The organism is Streptomyces xingningensis, from assembly GCF_054957865.1.
In genome coordinates, this window is the sequence record NZ_JBDJPF010000051.1 from 1 (window position 1) to 15845 (window position 15845).

Genomic DNA, 15845 nt, shown 5'->3' on the forward strand with positions numbered 1-15845 from the left:
CTCCGGGCGCTTCCCTCCGGTATTTCGCGTTTCCAACCTTACCAGAACCGAATTCTGATCCATTTCCGGTTCGGAATTCTTCTCCAGTGCCCTGTCGGAACGGGCTCGCCGACTTTATCAGATTCGATCGAGTCGGATTTCCACCGCCCGCGGAAGGCTCCTTCACGCGAAGCGCTACAGGGTTCCCGCCGTGGTGGAGCCGTAAACCTACTGGACGGCCGCGCCCGGATGCAAATCGGAGCCGGGGCGGCCGTCCGTACGGCTGATGCGACGTCAGACCTCGACGACCACCGGCAGGATCATGGGGCGCCGACGGTAGCTGTCGGAGACCCACTTGCCCACCGAGCGGCGGACCAACTGCTGGAGCTGGTGCGGCTCCGCGACGCCGTCCGCGGCCGCCTTGGCGATGGCTTCCTCGATCTTCGGTAGCACCGCGGTGAACGCGGAGTCCTCGATGCCCGAGCCACGTGCCTGGATCTGAGGGCCGCTGACCACCTTGCCCGTGGTGCTGTCGACGACCACATAGACGGAGATGATGCCCTCGTCCCCCAGGATTCGGCGGTCCTTGAGGGATGCCTCGGTGACATCGCCGACCGAGAGGCCATCCACATAGACGTAACCGGCCTGGACCTTGCCGACGATCCTGGCGGAGCCCTTCACCAGGTCCACCACCACGCCGTCCTCGGCGATGACGATGTGGTCCTTAGGGATGCCGGTGAGTGCCCCGAGCTCCGCATTGGCGCGCAGATGGCGCCACTCGCCATGGACCGGCATCAAGTTGCGTGGCTTGCAGATGTTGTAGAAGTACAGCAGCTCGCCGGCGGAGGCATGGCCGGAGACATGGACTTTGGCATTGCCCTTGTGGACGACGTTCGCGCCCCACCGGGTCAACCCGTTGATCACGCGGTAGACCGCGTTCTCGTTGCCCGGGATGAGCGACGACGCCAGGATCACGGTGTCGCCCTGGACAATGCGGATCTGGTGATCGCGGTTGGCCATGCGCGACAGCGCGGCCATCGGTTCGCCCTGCGAGCCCGTGCAGACCAGCACGACCTCGTCGTCCGGAAGGTCGTCCAGCGCTCTGACGTCGACCACAAGGCCCGCCGGAATCCGCAGATAGCCCAGGTCACGGGCGATGCCCATGTTGCGGACCATGGAGCGGCCGACAAAGGCCACGCGGCGGCCGTACTCGTGCGCGGCGTCCAGGATCTGCTGGATGCGATGCACATGGCTGGCGAAGCTGGCGACGATGATGCGCTTCTGCGCACCGGCGAAGACCTGCCGCAGCACATTGGAGATGTCACGCTCCGGCGGCACAAACCCGGGGACCTCGGCATTGGTCGAGTCCACCAGCAGCAGGTCGATGCCCTCCTCGCCGAGCCGCGCGAAGGCGGGCAGGTCGGTGAGGCGACGGTCCAGCGGGAGCTGGTCCATCTTGAAGTCGCCGGTGTGCACGGCCATGCCGGCCGGGGTGCGGATGGCGACCGCCAGGGCGTCCGGAATGGAATGGTTGACCGCCACGAACTCACAGTCGAAAGGACCGATGCGCTCGCGGTGGCCCTCCTTGACCTCGAGGGTGTACGGGCGGATGCGGTGCTCCTGGAGCTTGGCCTCGATCAGCGCGAGGGTCAGCTTGGAGCCGATCAGCGGGATGTCCGGCTTCTCCCGGAGCAGATACGGGACGCCGCCGATGTGGTCCTCGTGACCGTGCGTGAGCACAATGCCCTCGATGTCATCGAGGCGGTCACGGATGGATGTGAAGTCCGGCAGGATCAGATCGACTCCGGGCTGCTCCTCCTCGGGGAAGAGCACTCCGCAGTCGACGATCAACAGGCGGCCGCCGTACTCGAAGACCGTCATGTTGCGGCCGATCTCGCCCAGGCCGCCGAGCGGCGTGACACGCAGGCCGCCCTCCGGGAGCTTGGGCGGAGGACCGAGTTCAGGGTGCGGGTGACTCAAAAGACTCTCCTCACCACGCACGCCATATGTCGCTGGGACACATGGCGCGCGTGACATTCGTGCACTTGCAGTTGTTTCGTTGGTTCAGTTGTTTTCCATGCCTGACGGCGTTCAGACGGTGTTCAGTTGTGAAGTCTGTGTGCGTCGCGTCACGCTGTGTATGCGGCCTGGCGTCGCCCCGTGTTAAAGCTGTACCCCGCCTGCCGAAAGATCGCGCTTGAGCTGTTCGGTCTCCTCCGGATCGAGCTCCACCAGCGGCAGCCGCACGGGACCCGCGGGCAGGCCCTGGAGAGCGAGGGCGCGCTTGGTGGTGACCACACCCTGGGCGCGGAAAATGCCGGTGAACACCGGAAGCAGCCCCTGGTGGATCGCGATCGCCTTGGCGGCGTCCCCGGCCAGCTGGGCCTCGAGAAGCGCACGCAGCTCGGGGGTGACGAAATGGCCCACCACGGACACAAAACCGACCGCGCCGACCGACAGCAGCGGCAGATTGAGCATGTCGTCGCCCGAGTACCAGGCGAGGCCGCTGCGGGCAATGGCCCAGCTAGCGCTCCCGAGGTCGCCCTTGGCGTCCTTGTTGGCGACGATGCGCGGGTGCTCCGCGAGCCGGACGATCGTCTCGGTGTCGATCGCCACACCGCTGCGGCCGGGGATGTCGTAGAGCATCACCGGAAGGCCGGTGCTGTCGGCGATCGCGGTGAAGTGCCGGTACAACCCCTCCTGCGAGGGCTTGTTGTAGTACGGGGTGACGGCCAGCAGCCCGTGGACCCCGGCCTTCTCGGCGGCCCGGGCCAGCTCGGCGCTGTGCCGGGTGTCATTGGTGCCGACTCCGGCCACCACATGGGCCCGGTCGCCCACGGCCTCCACGACCGCCTCAAGGAGCCGGGCTTTCTCCGCATCGCTGGTGGTCGGCGACTCACCGGTGGTGCCATTGACGACCAGGCCGTCATTGCCCGCGTCCACCAGATGCGCGGCAAGCTGCTGTGCACCGTCGAGGTCGAGCGAGCCATCGGCGGCGAACGGCGTGACCATAGCGGTCAGGACCCGTCCGAAGGGCGTGTGCGATGTGGAGATCGGAGCCATGGGGGCCACGCTACTCGTTGCTCACCGTGAGGTACTCCCTCGGGGGAGTGCGAAAGGATCCCGGCACTGCCTGCTCGGGGGTTCAAACAGCGCCGGGTCCGTTTATTCAGCCTAAGTGAAGGCAGTTAAATACCGCAATACGGACAATCTCCCCTTACTGTCCGTGTGCTACGGTCCGCGCACCGCTATGGGGCAACCCGGCCGTTCTTGTTGAAGGCCGCGTGGGTGAGCGGCATCAGCCTGGCCCACTCGGCCTCCATCTTCTCGCCGACCATCTCGATCTCGCGCTGTGGGAAGGACGGAACGGCCGCCAGCTCATGCTGGGTGCGCAGCCCCAGGAAGTGCATCAGCGAGCGGGCGTTGCACGTGGCATACATCGAGGAGAAGAGGCCGACCGGCAGGACCGAGCGGGCAACCTCGCGGGCCACGCCCGCGGCCAGCATCTCCTGATACGCCTCGTACGCCTCGCGGTAGGCGCCCTCCATCACCCGGCCGGTCAGCTCGTGCTGCGCCTGGGTGCCCTCGACGAAGACGTACTTGCCGGGGCGGCCCTCCTGGACCAGCTTGCGGGACTCGCCGGGGACGTAGAAGACGGGCTCGAGCTCGCGGTAGCGGCCGGACTCCTCGTTGTACGACCAGCCGACGCGGTGCCGCATGAACTCGCGGAAGACAAAGATCGGGGCGCTGATGAAGAAGGTCATCGAGTTGTGCTCGAAGGGGCTGCCGTGGCGGTCCCGCATCAGGTAGTTGATGAGCCCCTTGGACCGCTCCGGGTCCTTGGTGATCTCCTCGAGGGACTGCTCGCCGGCCGTGGAGACCCGAGCCGCCCACAAGACGTCGCTGTCGGCCGCGCTGTGCTTGACCAGCTCGACGGTCACATCGCTGCGAAACGTCGGCTTGGCCGTCATGGCGTCTTCGGTGCTGCTGTCGGTCACCGGCGAGGTCCTTCCAGTTGCGTGGCTCTTGGCGGCGCCAAGCCTACGGGCCACCACTGACACCCGGCCCACCCACCACGCTCGCGACGGCCGACGGCCCACGGCAGTTGATATTTTTCACAGAAGTTCGGCGAAAACGGGCACCACAGACGGCTCTCGAGCGTCCTTCTGTGTGACAGCACACTTCGAGGTTCCTAGGAGAGCCCCTCATGTTCCTCCCCCAGCTACCGCTGGGCGGTGCCCCCACGCGAGAGCACGTGCCATTCGCCTTTGTCGCCGAGGCAGAGCGCTACCGCAGCAACATCACGCCGCCGCCCCGAGATCGCGCCAGCCGGTCACAGATAGCCGGCCGGGTGCTCGTGGGGTTGACGGTCACCGCGGGGCTGGTGGGAGCGTTGTTGTTCGGAATTCCGGCACTGGATACGAGCGCACCACAGCACTCACAGAAGTCACAGGCTTCCGACAGCCGCTGATCAGCAGCGAGGCCCGGTCACCCCAGAGGTGACCGGGCCTCTTCCTTGTCAGCCGGCTTCCCTGCCGGCCGCCTTCCCGGTCAGCCACCGGCGGCCGCGCGTACCGGCTTTCCGTCGTGGAGTGCGATCGCACGCTGCATGGCCTTGCGGGCCCTCGGGGTGTCCCGGGCGTCGTGATAGGCGACGGCCAGCCGGAACCAGGCGCGCCAGTCGCCCGGCGCGGCCTGGGTCTCGGCCCGGCGCCGGGCGAAGACCTCGTCCGCCGAGTCCCGGTCGATGCGGCCGCTCGGGGTCCGTACAAGCTCGTCGACCGGCAGGCCGCCCTCGGCCTCCAGCTCCCGGGCGAGCCGGTTGGCGCCCCTCGCGAACTTGGTTGTCTGGTACAGGAACCAGGCCCCGAGGAACGGCAGGATCAGCACCGCGATGCCAAAGGCGACCGTGATCGCTGTGCCCTGCTCGATGAGCATCACGCCTCGGCTGCCGACCAGGACGAAGTAGACGACCAGGACGGCGGCCAGGGCGAAATAGACGATCTTCGCGCGCATGGTGGTCAGCCCAGATCCAGGAAGTGTTCCAGCCCGAACGTCAGCCCGGGGGTGCTCACCACGCGCCGGGCGCCCAGCAGGATGCCCGGCATGAAGCAGCTGTGGTGCAGCGAGTCGTGCCGGATGGTGAGCGTCTCGCCGGTGTCGCCGAAGAGCACCTCCTGGTGGGCGAGCAGACCCCGCAGGCGTACGGCGTGCACCGGCACTCCGTCGACATCGGCGCCCCGCGCGCCCGGCAGGCCGTGCGTGGTCGGGTCCTGCTGGCGCGGCAGGCCGGCGTCCTCCCGGGCCGCCGCGATCAGCTGGGCGGTGCGGGTGGCGGTGCCGGAGGGGGCGTCGGCCTTGCCGGTGTGGTGCAGCTCGACGACCTCGGCGGATTCGAAGAAGCGCGCCGCCTGCCGGGCGAAGGTCATGGTCAGCACGGCGCCGATGGAGAAGTTCGGCGCGATGAGCACACCTGTCGACCGCGCCGCGGGCGAGGCATCGAGCCAGGAGCCCAGCCGCGCCAGGCGGTCCTCGGTCCAGCCGGTGGTGCCGACCACACCGTGGATGCCGTTGGCGACGCAGAACTCGAGGTTGTCCATCACCGAGTCGGGGTGCGTCAGCTCGACCGCGACCTGGGCTCCCGCCTCGGTCAGCGCCGCCAGCTTGTCGCCCCGGCCCAGCGCGGCCACCAGCTCCATGTCCTCGGCGGCCGCCACGGCTCGTACGGCCTCGGAACCGATCCGGCCCTGGACGCCGATGACCGCCACACGCAGCTTGCTCATCGTTCCTGCTTCCTTCAGCGGTGCAACAGTGGTGCGACTAAGAAGTGGTGCAACTAAGAAACGGCCTCGTGCAGGCGCGCGGCCTGCTTGTCCTTCAACGGGCCGATGACGGACAGCGAAGGACGCTGCCCCAGTACATCCCGGGCCACCGCGCGGACCTCGTCCGGGGTGACGGCCGAGATGCGGGCCAGCATCTCGTCCACCGACATCTGCTCGCCCCAGCACAGCTCGCTCTTGCCGATGCGGTTCATCAGCGCGCCGGTGTCCTCGAGGCCCAGCACGGTGGAACCGGCGAGCTGCCCGATGGCGCGTCCGATCTCCTCGTCCGACAGGCCTTCCGAGGCCACCTGGTCCAGCTCGTCGCGGCAGATCTTCAGCACATCGTGGACCTGGCTCGGACGGCAGCCTGCGTAGACGCCAAAGAGGCCGCAGTCGGCGTGGCCGGAGGTGTACGAGTAGACGGAGTACGCCAGTCCGCGCTTTTCCCGGACCTCCTGGAACAGCCGCGAGCTCATCCCGCCGCCCAGCGCGGTGTTGAGCACGCTGAGCGCCCAGCGCCGCTCGTCGGTGCGGGCCAGACCGGGCATCCCGAGGACCACATGAGCCTGCTCGGTCTTGCGGCCCAGCAGCTCCACGCGCCCGGCCGTACGGATCGTCCGGGCACCCCCGCGCGGGGCGACCGGGGTGGCGTCCGTCCGGGACAGCGCGTCGGCCCGCTCGAAGGCGGCACGCACCTGGCGGACGACCTTGGCGTGGTCGACATTGCCCGCGGCGGCCACCACCAGGTGGGTCGGGTCGTAGTGCTTCCGGTAGAAGCGGGCGATCTGGTCGCGGGTGAGGGCGTTGATGGTGTCGACCGTGCCCAGTACCGGGCGGCCGAGCGGGGTGTCGCCCAGCATGGTGTGCGCGAACAGGTCGTGCACACAGTCACCGGGGTCGTCCTCGGTCATGGCGATCTCTTCGAGGATCACCCCGCGCTCGGCGTCGACGTCCGAGGCCTCGATGAGGGATCCGGTGAGCATGTCGCAGACCACGTCGATGGCGAGCGGCAGATCGGTGTCGAGGACACGCGCGTAGTAGCACGTGTACTCCTTCGCCGTAAACGCGTTCATCTCGCCGCCGACCGCGTCGATGGCGGCCGAGATGTCCAGCGCGCTGCGCTTGCGGGTGCCCTTGAAGAGCAGGTGTTCCAGGTAGTGGGTGGCGCCGTTGAGGGCCGGGGTCTCGTCCCGGGAGCCCACATTGGCCCAGATGCCGAAGGTCGCGGAGCGCACCGAGGGCAGGGTCTCGGTGACGATGCGCAGGCCGCCCGGGAGGGTGGTCCGGCGGACCGTGCCGATGCCGTTCTCGCCCTGGAGAAGCGTTTGGGTACGGGCGACGGCCCGCCCCTCCGAGGAGGTGCGGGCCGTCTTCCGTGTACTACGGGACGTCACTTGGCGGACTCGTCCTTGCCCGCGGCGGAGCCGCTGCCGGACTCCGGGTCGGCCTTGGCGGCGTCGTCACCGTCCTCGCCCTCGATGACCGGGATCAGCGAGAGCTTGCCGCGCTGGTCGATCTCGGCGATCTCGACCTGGACCTTGGCGCCGACCCCGAGCACGTCCTCGACGTTCTCCACCCGCTTGCCACCGGCCAGCTTGCGGATCTGCGAGATGTGCAGCAGGCCGTCCTTGCCCGGGAGCAGGGAGACGAACGCACCGAAGGTGGTGGTCTTGACGACCGTGCCCAGGTAGCGTTCGCCGACCTCCGGCATGGTCGGGTTGGCGATGCCGTTGATCGTGGTGCGGGCGGCCTCGGCGGAGGGGCCGTCGGCGGCACCGATGTAGATGGTGCCGTCGTCCTCGATGGTGATCTCGGCGCCGGTGTCCTCCTGGATCTGGTTGATCATCTTGCCCTTGGGGCCGATGACCTCACCGATCTTGTCCACCGGGATCTTGACGGTGATGATCCGCGGGGCGTTGGGGGACATCTCGTCCGGAGTGTCGATGGCCTCCATCATCACGTCGAGGATGTGCAGGCGTGCGTCCCGGGCCTGCTTGAGCGCGGCGGCCAGGACCGAGGCGGGGATGCCGTCGAGCTTGGTGTCGAGCTGCAGGGCGGTGACGAACTCCTTGGTGCCGGCGACCTTGAAGTCCATGTCGCCGAAGGCGTCCTCCGCACCGAGGATGTCGGTGAGGGTGACGTAGTGGGTCTCGCCGTCGATCTCCTGGGAGATCAGGCCCATGGCGATGCCGGCGACCGGGGCCTTGAGCGGCACACCGGCGTTCAGCAGCGACATGGTGGAGGCGCAGACCGAGCCCATCGAGGTGGAGCCGTTGGAGCCGAGCGCCTCGGAGACCTGGCGGATGGCGTACGGGAACTCCTCGCGGGTCGGCAGCACCGGCATCAGCGCACGCTCGGCCAGGGCGCCATGGCCGATCTCGCGGCGCTTGGGGGAGCCGACGCGGCCGGTCTCACCGGTGGAGTACGGCGGGAAGTTGTAGTTGTGCATGTAGCGCTTGCGCGTCACCGGGGACAGCGTGTCCAGCTGCTGCTCCATGCGGAGCATGTTCAGCGTGGTGACACCCAGGATCTGGGTCTCGCCGCGCTCGAACAGCGCCGAACCGTGCACCCGCGGGATGGCCTCGACCTCGGCGGCGAGGGTACGGATGTCCGTCACCCCGCGGCCGTCGATGCGCTTCTTCTCCTTGATGACGCGCTCCCGGACCAGGGACTTGGTCAGCGAGCGGTACGCGGCGGAGATCTCCTTCTCGCGGCCCTCGAACTGCGGCAGCAGCTTTTCGGCGGCCAGACCCTTGACGCGGTCCAGCTCGGCCTCGCGCTCCTGCTTGCCGGCGATCGTCAGCGCCTGGGCGAGCTCGCCCTTGACGGCGGTGGTGAGCGCCTCCAGGACGTCGTCCTGGTAGTCGAGGAAGACCGGGAACTCGCCGGTCGGCTTGGCGGCCTTGGCGGCGAGGTCGGCCTGGGCCTTGCACAGCACCTTGATGAAGGGCTTGGCGGCCTCGAGACCGGCGGCGACGACGTCCTCGGTCGGCGCCTCGGCGCCGTCCTTGACCATCTGGATGGTCTTCTCGGTGGCCTCGGCTTCGACCATCATGATCGCGACGTCGCCGTCCGGCAGGACCCGGCCGGCCACCACCATGTCGAAGACGGCGTCCTCGAGCTCGGTGTGCGTCGGGAAGGCGACCCACCGGCCCTTGATCAGGGCGACCCGGGTGCCGCCGATGGGGCCGGAGAAGGGCAGGCCCGCGAGCTGGGTGGAGCAGGAGGCGGCGTTGATCGCGACCACGTCGTAGAGGTGGTCGGGGTTGAGCGCCATGATCGTTTCCACGATCTGGATCTCGTTGCGCAGGCCCTTCTTGAAGGAGGGGCGCAGCGGGCGGTCGATCAGGCGGCAGGTGAGGATCGCGTCCTCGGAGGGGCGGCCCTCACGGCGGAAGAAGGAGCCGGGGATCTTCCCGGCTGCGTACATCCGCTCCTCGACGTCGACGGTCAGCGGGAAGAAGTCCAGCTGGTCCTTCGGGGTCTTGGAGGCGGTGGTGGCCGACAGCACCATGGTGTCGTCGTCCAGGTACGCGACGGCGGAGCCGGCGGCCTGCTTGGCCAGGCGGCCCGTCTCGAAGCGAATGGTGCGGGTGCCGAAGGGGCCGTTGTCGATGACGGCCTCGGCGTAGTGGGTCTCGTTCTCCACCAGGGATATCTCCTCTACTGCGTCCCGGCCCGTGTGGCGGGGACGGTGGTGGAGGGCGCCTGTGCTGGCCGGTCTTCGATCGAAGCACCCGGATTTCCCTGATCCGGGGGCCACTACCGAGGACCGGCGGCGAGCTGAGCGCTCCTCCTCATACGGTCTTGCGTTGTGGGACCAGACTACAAAGCTTCTGCTCCCCACGAGATACGCAAAGGGAGCGGCCCCCAAAGGTGGGAACCGCTCCCTTCACGGTGTCTCACGGCGTTTTACTTGGCACCGGCCGCACCGCGGCGGATGCCGAGGCGCTCGACCAGGGCGCGGAAGCGCGTGATGTCCTTCTTGGCCAGGTACTGCAGCAGGCGGCGACGCTGGCCGACCAGCAGCAGCAGACCACGACGGGAGTGGTGATCGTGCTTGTGGGCCTTGAGGTGCTCGGTCAGGTCGGAGATCCGACGGGTGAGCAGCGCGACCTGGACCTCGGGGGAGCCGGTGTCGCCCTCCTTGGTGGCGAACTCAGTCATGATCTGCTTCTTTGTAGCGGCGTCGAGCGACACGCGGTACTCCTTCTGAGTCTCGTTTTCAGCCACCGAGTGCCCCTGGTCTCTGTCTCAGGGGAGCTTCCGTTACTCGGGAGGCGGGGTCCGCTGGGCGCTGTCCCCGGACGATTCCGGGGGCGCGTACACAAACGGCCGTCACACAGAGTACCAGCAGCCGGTACCTGCTCCGGCGGCCGGGCGGGTCAGCTGCCGGCCAGGCCCCGCGCCGAGGAGTACACATCGAGCACGGCCAGGCACAGCGGCACCAGTGCGAGCAGGAAGGCGCTCTCGGCGAGGTCGCTCAGACGCCCCCAAAAGGGTGACAGTCCCTTGCGGGGGACGATCAGTGCCACGGCGGTGAGCAGGGTGGCGCCCGCGGCCACGGAGGCGGCGAGCCAGAGCGTACGGATGTCCAGCGGGCCGTGGTCGTGTTCGGCGAGTGCACGGAAGGCCGAGGCGGGCGGGTTCAGGGAGAGGCCGAGGACGAGCAGGGCCAGGGCGGCCAGGCCCGCGCCGAGGACAGCGGCGACCTGGGCGGTGTAGCGGAAGAGGCGGGCGCGCAGCAGCATCGCCAGGCCCGAGGCGAGGGCGAGGAGCTGGCCCCAGAGGTTGTGCGAGAAGCCGAGGACGGCGGCGGCGCCGATGACCACCGCGCTGCAGCCGCCGACCAGGCCGAGCAGCATCTCGTGGCCGCGCCGGGCCTGGGCGGCGATCCGGTCCGCGTCGACGGGGGTGGCGGTGGCGGCCTGCGGCTCGCCGTCGAGGTCGTCCGCGGTGGCGGAGCGCGGGGCGGCGTAGCCGATGGGGAGGCGGGCGACGCGGGCGGAGAGCCCGGGCAGGAAGGCGATGGCGCCGACCGCGACCACCGTGCACACCGCGGCGGTGCCGGTGGGGCCGGCGCCGGTGAGGATGGCGCCGAAGGCGGCGAGGGTGCCGACGGCCGAGGCGAGGACGGCGGCGACGAACGGGGCGTCCCCGCTGGGCATGACCGCGACCAGCGCCACGGAGACGATCAGCACCGCGACACAGCCGAGCAGGAACTGGAGGCGGCCGATGCCGTCCCCCTTGTCCAGGGCGAGCATCCCGGAGCCCGCGATCATCAGATGCGGCAGGGCGGCCAGGCCGAGGGCCACGGCGGAGCCTCGGTCGTCGTAGACCCGGGCGCGTACGCCCGCGAGCGCGGCGAGCAGCACGCCGACGGCGGCCGCGATCACGCCCGGCAGTCCGTGCATGTCGTGCCGGACGGGGTCGGCGAACCAGAGCAGGAAGGCCATCAGGACGAGCAGCAGCGAGCCGCCGAACAGGCCGCAGGCGCGCAGCAGCCGGTCGTTCCACAGGGTGCGGTCGCGGGTGACGGCGGAGGCCACGGCGTCGGATACGTCGTCGAAGACCGCGGGCGGCAGCGACTCGGCGAAGGGGCGCAGCGAGAGGAGCTCGCCGTCCAGGATCCGCTGGGCGGCCAGTGAGCGGGCGCTGTCGAGGACGGTGCCGTCCCGGCGGACGAGGTGATAGCCGGTGGGGGCGCCGGGGGGCTGGGTCTGCCCGCTCAGCCGCAGGATCTCCGGATAGACGTCGGCGACGGCGATGTCCTCGGGGAGGGCGACATCGATCCGGCTGTCCGGAGCGACGACGGTCACCCTGCAGAAGCCGGTCGTAGCGGACGTACTCACCTTCGGGGCCCCCTGGCTAGGTCTGCTCTTCGCTCGTGCTTGCGTGCGGCGGCCACCCTATCGGGGCGGTCCGCGGGTACGTCGATAGGATCGCCGTTCGCGCAGGGGGGCCGTCGCCGTGGGGGTGGCGGCATGGAACTCTCCTTGCCGTGCGGAGGGGTTGAGGCATCCGGTGAGCCAAGTCGTCGTCAAGCGCCGGCCGCGCGCGCTCCCGCCGGAGGTGTCCGGCGAGGAATTGCAGCTGCAGGCACCGCCCGAGCTGCCGCGGGGCCGCCAGGAAGGCATGCTGATGCAGCTGTTGCCGACCCTGGGCATGGCCTCGTCGATGGTCTATTTCTTTATGCCGGGTGCCGCTCCCATGATGAAGATCATGGGCGTCATGATGATGTTCTCGACCCTGGGCATGACGGTCGCGATGGTCATCAGGCACCGCCAGGGCTCGCAGGGGCAGCTGGCGGACATGCGCCGCGATTACCTCAAATACCTTGCGCAGACGCGCAGAACCGTATGGCGGACGGCGCGGGCGCAGCGCGCCGCGCAGTTCTATCTGCACCCCGCGCCCGACCAGCTGTGGTCGGTCGTCGCCGAGGCGGCGGCCACCCGGGTCGGCGGGGAGACCCCCGGCCGGGTGTGGGAGCGGCGGGTCAGTGACGACGACTTCGGTCAGGTGCGCATCGGGCTGGGCGCCCAGCAGCTCGCCACGCCGCTGGTGGCGCCGGAGACGGCCCCGGTGGACGAGCTGGAGCCGCTGACGGCGGGCGCCATGCAGCAATTCCTCGCCACCCACGGCACCTTGGACGGGATGCCGCTGGCGCTGTCGCTGCGCGCTTTCTACCATGTGACGCTCTCCGGTGACCGGGAGACGGTGCAGGGCGCGGCCCGGGCGCTGGTCGCCCAGCTGGCCACCCTGCACTCGCCGGAGGATCTGGTCATCGCGATCGTCTCGGCCCGTGGTGCGGCCGGGCAGTGGGACTGGGCGAAGTGGCTGCCGCATGTGCAGGCGCCCGGCACCCTGGACGGGGCGGGCACCCGGCGGCTGATCGGCGACGACCTCGGCGAACTGGAAGGCCTGCTGAGGCCCCGGCTGGAGGGCCGCACCCGCTTCAGCCGGGACGGGCAGCCGGTGCTCGACCAGCCCCATGTGGTGGTCCTGCTGGCCGGCGGGCTGGTGCCACCGGACTCGGCGTTCGCGGCCCCGGAGGGCCTGCAGGGCGTCACCATCATCGAGGTCGTTCCGGGCGAACTGGACGAACTGCGCGGCGGCCTCTCCGTGGTCGTCCACCCCGGCAGGCTCCAACTCCTCTCCCAAGTCGCCTCCTATGACGGCATACCGGACACCCTGTCCGTCGAGGCCGCCGAGTCACTGGCCCGGCAGCTGGCGCCGCTGCGCATGGGCACCGGCGGCGATGACGACGAACCGCTGCTCGCCAACCTGGACTTCACCGATCTGCTGGGCCTGGGCGACGCGGGCTCGGTGGATGTGACCCGGACCTGGCGGCCCCGGTCCACGGCCGAGCGGCTGCGGGTGCCGATCGGCGTCGGCGAGGACGGCACGCCCGTGATGCTGGACCTCAAGGAGGCGGCGCAGGAGGGCATGGGTCCGCACGGCCTGTGCGTCGGCGCCACCGGCTCCGGCAAGTCCGAGCTGCTGCGCACCCTGGTGCTGGGCCTGGCGGTGACGCATTCGTCCGAGACGCTCAACTTTGTGCTCGCGGACTTCAAGGGCGGTGCCACCTTCGCCGGAATGTCCGGCCTGCCGCATGTCGCCGCCGTGATCACCAACCTCGCGGACGACCTCACCCTGGTCGACCGCATGCGCGACTCGATCACCGGTGAACTGCAGCGCCGCCAGGAGCTGCTGAAGTCGGCGGGCAACTACGCCAATATGCACGACTACGAGAAGGCCCGGGTGGCGGGCGCCCCGCTGGAGCCGCTGGCCTCCCTGGTCCTGGTCATCGACGAGTTCAGCGAGCTGCTGACGGCCAAGCCGGACTTCATCGACATGTTCATCCAGATCGGCCGGATCGGCCGGTCGCTGGGTGTGCATCTGCTGCTCGCCTCGCAGCGCCTGGAGGAGGGCAGGCTGCGCGGCCTGGAGACCTACCTCTCCTACCGCATCGGTCTGCGCACCTTCTCGGCCGCCGAGTCGCGCACCGCGCTGGGCGTCCCGGACGCCTACCACCTGCCCTCGGTGCCGGGTTCGGGCTATCTCAAGTTCGGTACGGACGAGATGACGCGCTTCAAGGCGGCGTATGTGTCCGGTGTGTACCGTACGGGGGTGACCGCGCCCGGCCCGGACAGCGGGCCACTGCCGATCGAGCTGCGCCCGGTGCTGTTCACCGCGGAGCCGGTCCCGGTCACCTACACCGCCCCGGATCCCGCCGCGCTGCTGTCCCCGTCCGGCGGTGGCGGGGACGACGCGCTGGCCGACACGGTCCTGGATGTCGTCGTCCGCCGGATCGAGGGCCAGGGCCCGGCGGCCCACCAGGTCTGGCTGCCCCCGCTGGACCGCGCGCCGTCGCTGGACGAACTCCTGCCCCCGCTGTCCACGGTGGCGGGACGGGGCCTCACCGCCCCCGACTACCCACGCCTGGGCCAACTCGTGGTGCCGCTCGGCCTGATCGACAAGCCCTTCGAGCAGCGGCGGGACGTCCTCTACCGCGACTTCTCCGGCGCGGCCGGCCATATGCTCGTGGTCGGCGGCCCGCAGTCCGGCAAGTCCACCCTGATGCGGACCCTCATCTCCGCCTTCGCCCTCACCCACACCCCGTCCGAAGTGCAGTTCTACGGGCTGGACTTCGGTGGTGGCGGCATGAGCGCCATCGCCGACCTGCCGCATGTGGGCGGCATCGCCTCCCGCCTCGACCCCGAGCGGGTGCGCCGTACGGTCGCCGAGGTGGCGGGCATTCTGGCCCGCCGCGAGGAGTACTTCCGGGCGAACGGCATCGATTCCATCGCCACCTATCGGCGCGGCCGGGCCGCGGGCCGTTACGCCGACCAGGACTGGGGTGATGTCTTCCTGGTCGTCGACGGCTGGGGAACCTTCCGGCAGGAATACGACCTGTTGGAGGGCATCGTCACCGATATCGCCGGCCGCGGTCTGGGCTATGGCGTCCATGTGGTGGTGACCGCCTCCCGCAATATGGAGGTCCGTGCCTCGCTCAAGGATCAGCTCCTCAACCGCCTGGAGCTCAGGCTCGGCGACACCATGGACTCCGAGTTCGACCGCAAGGTTGCCGCCAATGTCCCGGCCGGCGTTCCGGGCCGGGGCCAACTCCCGGAAAAGCTCCACTTCATGGGCGGCCAGCCGCGCATCGACTCCGGCAGCGACCCCGAGACCATGACGGACGCCGGCACCGAAATGACCCGCATGGTCAACGAAGCCTGGACCGGCCCGCACGCCCCGCGCGTCCGCCTCCTGCCGCGCAAACTACGCGCCGACGAACTCCCGAAGGGCTTCGAATACCCGCAGCACGGGGTGGCCATCGGCATCGACGAGACCAATCTCGAGCCGGTCTTCGTCGACTTCGAGACCGACCCCTTCTTCCTGGTCTTCGGTGAGAGCGAATCCGGCAAGACCGCGTTCCTGCGGCTGCTCGTCAAACAGCTCACCGAGCGCTACGGCCCGGAGGAGGCCCAGATCGTCGTCGGCGACTACCGCCGCACCCTGCTGGACGTCGTCCCCTCCACCCACCTGCTGGAGTACGCCCCCACCGCGTCCGCCATGGCGCTCCATATGAACGCCATCAACAGTCTGATGGAACGCCGCGCCCCGCAACCCGGCATCACCCCCCAGCAATTGCGCGACCGAAGCTGGTGGACCGGCCCGCAGTTCTTTGTCATCGTCGACGACTACGAACTCGTCGCGACCAGCGGCGGCAATCCCATGGCCGTCATCACCGAGAATCTCCCGTTCGCCCGCGATGTGGGTGTGCGCTTCATCATCACCCGTAATGCGGCGGGCGCTTCGCGCTCGATGTTCGAGAACTTTATGCAGCGCATCAAGGAACTCGGCGCCCAGGGCATCATCCTCTCCGGCGACCCGGGCGAAGGCGACCTGATGGGTGGCGTCCGTCCCCGTCCCATGCCCCCGGGCCGCGGCTTCTTTGTGTCACGGAAGCGAGGAACTCCGCTGATGCAGGTGGGCTGGGAGCCGGAGCAATAAATCACGCCACGTCGAACGAGCCCGTCA

11 protein-coding genes are annotated in these 15845 nt (G+C 69.3%); 2 read left to right on the forward strand and 9 right to left on the reverse strand.

Annotated elements, in window-relative coordinates; translation table 11 throughout:
* Positions 1-273: 273 nt before the first annotated feature.
* The 3 genes from ABCR83_RS23690 to thyX all read right to left on the reverse strand — a co-directional run bounded on the left by ABCR83_RS23690 (position 274) and on the right by thyX (position 3950).
* On the reverse strand, positions 274-1959 hold the full coding sequence (locus tag ABCR83_RS23690) for a ribonuclease J (RefSeq protein ID WP_462697166.1): 1686 nt from the start codon (positions 1957-1959) through the stop codon (positions 274-276).
* Positions 1960-2142: 183 nt separating this feature from the next.
* On the reverse strand, positions 2143-3042 hold the full coding sequence (gene dapA, locus ABCR83_RS23695; RefSeq protein ID WP_462697167.1) for a 4-hydroxy-tetrahydrodipicolinate synthase: 900 nt from the start codon (positions 3040-3042) through the stop codon (positions 2143-2145).
* A 185-nt stretch (positions 3043-3227) separates the two neighbouring features.
* Positions 3228-3950, reverse strand: a complete 723-nt coding sequence (gene thyX, locus ABCR83_RS23700; RefSeq protein WP_462697206.1) for an FAD-dependent thymidylate synthase — start codon at positions 3948-3950, stop codon at positions 3228-3230.
* Positions 3951-4186: 236 nt separating this feature from the next.
* Here thyX and ABCR83_RS23705 point away from each other — a divergent pair, with 236 nt between their 5' ends.
* Positions 4187-4450 carry a hypothetical protein gene (locus ABCR83_RS23705; protein WP_462697168.1) on the forward strand — a complete coding sequence of 88 codons (264 nt, stop codon included), beginning with the start codon at positions 4187-4189 and terminating at the stop codon, positions 4448-4450.
* 80 nt (positions 4451-4530) lie between these two features.
* Here ABCR83_RS23705 and ABCR83_RS23710 read toward each other — a convergent pair whose 3' ends face one another.
* From ABCR83_RS23710 to eccD, 6 genes are all read right to left on the reverse strand, one after another.
* The gene (locus ABCR83_RS23710; RefSeq protein WP_462697169.1) at positions 4531-4995 is read right to left on the reverse strand and encodes a hypothetical protein; all 465 of its coding nucleotides are present in this window, start codon (positions 4993-4995) and stop codon (positions 4531-4533) included.
* 5 nt (positions 4996-5000) lie between these two features.
* Positions 5001-5762, reverse strand: coding sequence for a 4-hydroxy-tetrahydrodipicolinate reductase (gene dapB, locus ABCR83_RS23715; RefSeq protein WP_462697170.1), 762 nt, complete (start codon positions 5760-5762; stop codon positions 5001-5003).
* Positions 5763-5815: 53 nt separating this feature from the next.
* Positions 5816-7195 carry a M16 family metallopeptidase gene (locus ABCR83_RS23720; RefSeq protein ID WP_462697171.1) on the reverse strand — a complete coding sequence of 460 codons (1380 nt, stop codon included), beginning with the start codon at positions 7193-7195 and terminating at the stop codon, positions 5816-5818.
* Positions 7192-9450, reverse strand: a complete 2259-nt coding sequence (locus tag ABCR83_RS23725; protein ID WP_462697172.1) for a polyribonucleotide nucleotidyltransferase — start codon at positions 9448-9450, stop codon at positions 7192-7194. Before ABCR83_RS23725 ends, ABCR83_RS23720 begins: the two co-directional genes overlap by 4 nt.
* A 263-nt stretch (positions 9451-9713) precedes the next feature.
* Positions 9714-10001 carry a 30S ribosomal protein S15 gene (rpsO, locus tag ABCR83_RS23730; RefSeq protein WP_462697173.1) on the reverse strand — a complete coding sequence of 96 codons (288 nt, stop codon included), beginning with the start codon at positions 9999-10001 and terminating at the stop codon, positions 9714-9716.
* A 185-nt stretch (positions 10002-10186) separates the two neighbouring features.
* Positions 10187-11653, reverse strand: a complete 1467-nt coding sequence (gene eccD / locus ABCR83_RS23735; protein WP_462697174.1) for a type VII secretion integral membrane protein EccD — start codon at positions 11651-11653, stop codon at positions 10187-10189.
* Positions 11654-11825: 172 nt separating this feature from the next.
* Between eccD and eccCa the strand changes: the two genes are divergently transcribed.
* Positions 11826-15818 (forward strand): type VII secretion protein EccCa, encoded by a 3993-nt coding sequence (eccCa, locus tag ABCR83_RS23740; RefSeq protein ID WP_462697175.1) that lies wholly within the window; start codon positions 11826-11828, stop codon positions 15816-15818.
* Positions 15819-15845 lie beyond the last annotated feature (27 nt).